Genomic DNA, 5,555 nt, shown 5'->3' on the forward strand with positions numbered 1-5,555 from the left:
ATTAATCATATAACCGATACCGATTCATTGTTTATGCTAAAAAGATATAACCGTCCAAGCGGTATTTCCACCGCTGACTTTTTTGCAAAAATGGGTATAGACTAAAAAATTAAGCAAGGCTTTGCCTTGCTTAATTTTATTTCTTATCGTCTTTATTCTCTTTTGCGTCTTTGTTCTCTTTTCTTGTAAGCATATAATACTCTACCGCTTCATACTTATCAAGAGCATTTGAAGTATCTTCATCTCTGCTTACCCAGTTGCCATCACTGTCGTAATGTCCCATTGCATTTATTTGCGGTACATCATTTCTTACCTCTGATGTAAAGTTTTCAATTTCATTCTTCGGAACATTCGCCGTATCAAGCAACAAGTCTGACAAATAGTTAGGACTTGTCTTTAAATCATCCTGACTTTCTATATCGTAATTCGCCCATATAACGAACGGAATTTTATATCTTTGTTGCAATTCCTCAGTTGATAATTTTGACAAGCTTTTTCCGTAAAGTTCTTCATAAAATTCCTGTTCAACTGCAGGCTGATGGTCACCGAACATTACAACGATTGTCGGCTCGTCATAATTTTTTAAATATCTGACTAATTCTTCAAACGCTTTGTCACTTTCTTTTATAAGCGACAAATACTGTTCTGCCTCTTTGTAATGACCTTGCAAATTTGAAATTGTTACAGTCGGAAATTCTCCGCCGTCATATGTGTATCCGCCGTGATTTTGCATTGTAACATTGAATAAGAACATCTTTTCGCCCGGCTTTTTATTTTCAAGCTGGTCTGTTACAAGTTTAAATGAAGTTCTGTCGCTCACATAATAACGAACATACTCAATATCATCTTCGTCCATATATTTTTTGATATTATCAAAACTTATGAATTCATCAAAGCCCATAAGCTCATAAATCTTTTGTCTGTTCCAACATCTTCCCAAATACGGATGAACGGCTACGCTCTTATATCCGAGTTCATCAAGATGTGACGGAAGTGAGAACGAATATTGTTTTGACACATACTGAAGATATGGGACCGAACCTCTCGGCAACACGCCCATTGAAAGTCCCGTCAAAAATTCAAATTCGGTATTACAAGTATATCCGCCGAACGGTGACACCAACAGTTGACCTTTTATCGTATTCTTAGTCATACTGTGTATAAACGGCATATAATCTTCACTCGTCTGAAGGTCACCGACAACGTTCAAATCCGAAAAGCTCTCATTCATTATCGCAATGATATTCGGCATTTCTTCTTTGTCAACAGTCGTTTGTTCCTCACTGTCGGCATTACTCAAAAGTGCCTGTACGTCCTCTTCCTTATATCCTTTAGGCTTGCTAAGCATCATTTTTCTTACGTTAATATAGAAACTGTATAACGAGCCATGCGTATTATTGGCGTGATACTGGTCGTACACATCCATTGATGAATTAGTAAAATCTATACATGACATTGTTATTATAAATGCCAGTGCAACTGCACCGCCGCTTAAAGAAAATATAAGATTTTTGTGCTTAAACTGCGGTTTAAACGAAAATTTAGCGATTAACGTTATAACCAACACCACTATAACCGTTGCAACAACAATCGGGTATCTCAGCTGAAATGTGTAATTTTCCGCTACCTGTGCCGCCGTACCGATTGCAAGGAAATCGCTTGGAATTAGCGGTGTGCCTCTTAAAATATTTACAACGAAGCTTGACAAGTTGAATAAGTACGCAACAAGATTTGTTACTATTGCCGTCCATTTCATACTTCTTGTAATCGCAAGAATTATCGCCATAATCGCGACATAGAACATAATATTTATAAAGTATATTCCAAACGAATACTCTGCTGCCCCCGACAATATCATTGCCATCTGCATACAGAAAAACGGTGTCAGAGCAAATATGAATATCGAAATTGCTTTATAAAACTTATCCGATACATTTATTTTAACAGCGACAAGTGCCCATACTCCTATCACCAATATATATGACGTGAAATACATAAATCCGTCAAACTTTCCGTCTACGCTGAAAATGTTTGTATTTACGCTTATAAACGTCCATAAAGCCATTGCCAGCACGCTCGCAAATAAAACACGCGGCCATTTACCAAATGAAATCATTATTAATTCTCCATCACAAATTATTTTTTTTCTATTGTAACATATGCTATATATTTATTCAAGCGTGAAAATATAACTATTTTTCCTTTATAATCTCAATCGCTTTTTGAAGTTGAGTATCTTTATCATGCTCAACCATTGACGCATACATATCTTTATATTCGTCAGGCATATCAACCTCAACATCAGGCTCAATGCCTATTCCGTGTATGCAAGTGCCGTTAGGTGTATAATATTTTGCAACGGTAAGCGACATTCCCGAGCCGTCATAGAACGGAAGTACGCTTTGCACTATTCCCTTACCGTAACTCTTTTTACCTACAACTGTTGCCTTGCCGTAGTCCTTTAACGCACCCGTAAACACTTCAGACGCACTTGCGCTGTTTTCGTTTATAAGTATCACTATCGGAATATCAAGACTTTCCGCATTCGAATTATAATCCGTTCTCTTGCCGGATTTTGTTTCGGTGTATGTTATAATACCCTCCGGTAAAATCATATCTGCCATATTGCAAGCCTCGTCAAGCACACCGCCCGGATTATCACGCAAATCAACAATCATTTTGCTCATACCGCTTGACTGAAGTTCAGTAATCTTATCTTTAAATTCGCTGAATGTACTCTTTTCACCGTTATCCGATGTTGTATTGAAACCTGTCACACGGATATAACCGATATTGTCGTTAAGCATTTCACCGTCTACGGAATCGGTTGCAATATCATCTCTTGTAACCGTTATATCAAGTTCTTCTTCACCACGAAGAATTTTTATATCAACAGTCGTTCCTGTCTCTCCGTTTTTTATATTGTCAACTGCTTCTGAAAGCTTATCGCCGCTGTATTCCACACCGTCTATCGCCTTTATAATATCGCTTGGCTGTATTCCCGCGTTATATGCCGGACTGTCCTCAAACGGTGCGACAACTTCTATTTGATTATCGTCATTCACTCCGACTATTACTCCTATCCCGACATAGCCGTCTTGGATATTGTCTATATATGAAGAAAACTCGCTTTGAGTGTAGTAATGCGTATACGGCTCGTCAAGTCCGTCAACATATGCTTTAATCGCATCATCTCGAAGTTTTGTTTTGTCAAAATCATACAAATAGTTACTGCTAAGCATATTTTCAACTGCCGTCATTTTATTTGAAAAGGCCTTATTCTCGTCCTTGCTCGGAAGATATATCGCAATTCTGTCCTTTACAAACGATGTTAAATTGACACTGATAAAAGCAGTAACAACAGCTGTTATCAATGCCGTCAAAACTATTTTTTTCTTATCAGACATATTTCATTGCTCCTTAAAAAACAAAAATATAGGGGTGTGGTTTACACACCCCCAAAAATCATTATCAGATTTTCATTGAATTTGATTCAAGATACTTATGCACCATCATTGCCACTTTAAATACGATAGCCTGGTCAAACTTTCTCAAATCAAGACCTGTCAGTTTATAAATCTTTTCAAGTCTGTATACAAGAGTATTTCTGTGTACGAAAAGCTGTCTTGATGTTTCGCTGACATTAAGGTCATTTTCAAAGAACTTATTTATTGTCAAAATTGTTTCGTCATCAAGAGTTGATATATCCCCCTTCTTAAACACCTCTTGCAAGAACAATTCACAAAGTTTTATAGGCAACTGATAAATAAGTCTGCCGATACCCAAATTATCATAATTCAGAATATACTTTTCTTCATCAAACACTTTACCTACTTCAAGTGCAATCTGTGCCTCTTTGTATGCATTATTAATCTGGTCGATATTATAAGCAACCGTACTTAAACCAACGCATACTGTAAGCATTGTTTCCGCATTTACCGTATCAACAATAGCTTGTGCCGTTTCTTCAAGTTTTTGAGAATTTTCAACTTCCTTAAGTTCCTTTATAAGCACAAGATTTTTTGTATCTATATTGATAACAAAATCTCTCTCTTTATCCGGGAACATATTTCTAAGCACATCGTAAATACCTACTTCACCCTCGTCAAGCACCTTTATATAGAAAACTGCTCTCGGAATATCTATATCAACATGAAGTTCTCTTGCTTTTTGGTGTAAATCAAAAGAAAGAAGATTATCGAAAATGATATTTTGCATAAAATTGTTCTTGTCATATTTTTCATCATAATAATGACGTACATTATTTGCTGCAACAACAATGGAATTACAACAATACTTTGATACTTCATCAGTGCCTTCAACATATACCACATATTCGGCATACGGTTTGTTTGACATTGAACGAACTGTATATCCGTCCTTAAAAAGTAATTTATCATTATTTGTAGCCGCATATACAAGATTTTCTATAATATCGCCTGTCGGTTCACCGCCGTTATTTGCCAAAACCAAGCCATGCGAATCCACAATACCGAATTTCTTTGGAAAAACATCAGCCATTTGCGTTACAATATTTTGAAATGCCTTGCTTATCATTTTCATTCCTCCAATTTGTTTATTTATAAATACAAATTATGCTATTATATTTTTCTATCATTATACACGAAATATGTCAAAAATGCAATAGCAGACGGCAATTTTTTTATTAATTTTCAGATTTAATCACAAAAATCGAGGCTTTTTGCCCCGATTTTTGTATTCTGCATTATACATATTTTCTAAGCTGTTTTAAAGCACTCTTTTCAAGTCTGGAAACTTGTGCCTGCGATATACCGATTTCTTCCGCAACCTCCATTTGTGTACGGCTTTGAAAAAATCTTAAATTCAAAATATGCTTTTCCCTTTCGTCAAGATGTTTCATTGCTTCGCTCAACGCAATATTTTCAAGCCAGTTTTCGTCAACATTTTTAGTGTCTTTTACCTGATCCATCACATAAATAGCCTCGCCTCCGTCGTGATATATCGGCTCAAACAGCGATACCGGATCAGCTATTGCGTCAAGTGCAAACACAACGTCCTCTTTCGGCAAGTCAAGCTCTTTTGCTATTTCCGATATGGTCGGCTCTTTTGAATTTTTACTTATAAGCCGTTCCTTGACGTGCATTGCTTTATATGCTATGTCTTTAAGAGAACGGCTCACGCGGATAGAATTATTGTCACGCAAATATCTTCTTATTTCACCGATAATCATCGGCACGGCATACGTCGAGAATTGCACATTCTGACTTAAATCGAAATTATCTATCGCCTTTATCAGTCCTATACATCCGACTTGAAACAAATCGTCTACGTTTTCACCTCTATTATTAAATCTTTGTATAACGCTCAGTACAAGTCTTAAATTGCCCTTTACAAAAGTTTCACGCGCCTGTAAATCGCCGTTCTTGATTTTTATAAATAACTTATTTTTTTCCTCTCTTGAAAGAACAGGGAGTTTTGACGTATTCACCCCGCAGATTTCCACTTTGTTCGTCATATCTTTTTCCTCCTTGATTGAAAACCGCTTTATTGCGGTTATGTACAAGATATGACGA

The 5,555-nt window shown here is 36.5% G+C and carries 4 protein-coding genes; all 4 read right to left on the reverse strand.

Annotated features, from left to right (window positions below):
- Window positions 1–136: 136 nt before the first annotated feature.
- The 4 genes from ACLTU0_RS10305 to sigG all read right to left on the reverse strand — a co-directional run bounded on the left by ACLTU0_RS10305 (window position 137) and on the right by sigG (window position 5,497).
- On the reverse strand, window positions 137–2,116 hold the full coding sequence (locus ACLTU0_RS10305; protein ID WP_412322355.1) for a sulfatase-like hydrolase/transferase: 1,980 nt from the start codon (window positions 2,114–2,116) through the stop codon (window positions 137–139).
- Window positions 2,117–2,192: 76 nt separating this feature from the next.
- The gene (locus ACLTU0_RS10310; RefSeq protein WP_412322357.1) at window positions 2,193–3,407 is read right to left on the reverse strand and encodes a S41 family peptidase; all 1,215 of its coding nucleotides are present in this window, start codon (window positions 3,405–3,407) and stop codon (window positions 2,193–2,195) included.
- Between the two features lie 64 nt (window positions 3,408–3,471).
- Window positions 3,472–4,557: a PucR family transcriptional regulator gene (locus ACLTU0_RS10315; RefSeq protein ID WP_022229222.1), complete on the reverse strand. Its 1,086-nt coding sequence runs from the start codon at window positions 4,555–4,557 to the stop codon at window positions 3,472–3,474.
- A 169-nt stretch (window positions 4,558–4,726) separates the two neighbouring features.
- A complete protein-coding gene (sigG, locus tag ACLTU0_RS10320) occupies window positions 4,727–5,497 on the reverse strand; it encodes an RNA polymerase sporulation sigma factor SigG (protein ID WP_022229221.1) in 771 nt (256 codons plus the stop codon).
- Window positions 5,498–5,555 lie beyond the last annotated feature (58 nt).

It is taken from the genome of Hominilimicola sp. (assembly GCF_046972485.1).
Classification (GTDB): domain Bacteria; phylum Bacillota; class Clostridia; order UBA1381; family UBA1381; genus Hominilimicola; species Hominilimicola fabiformis.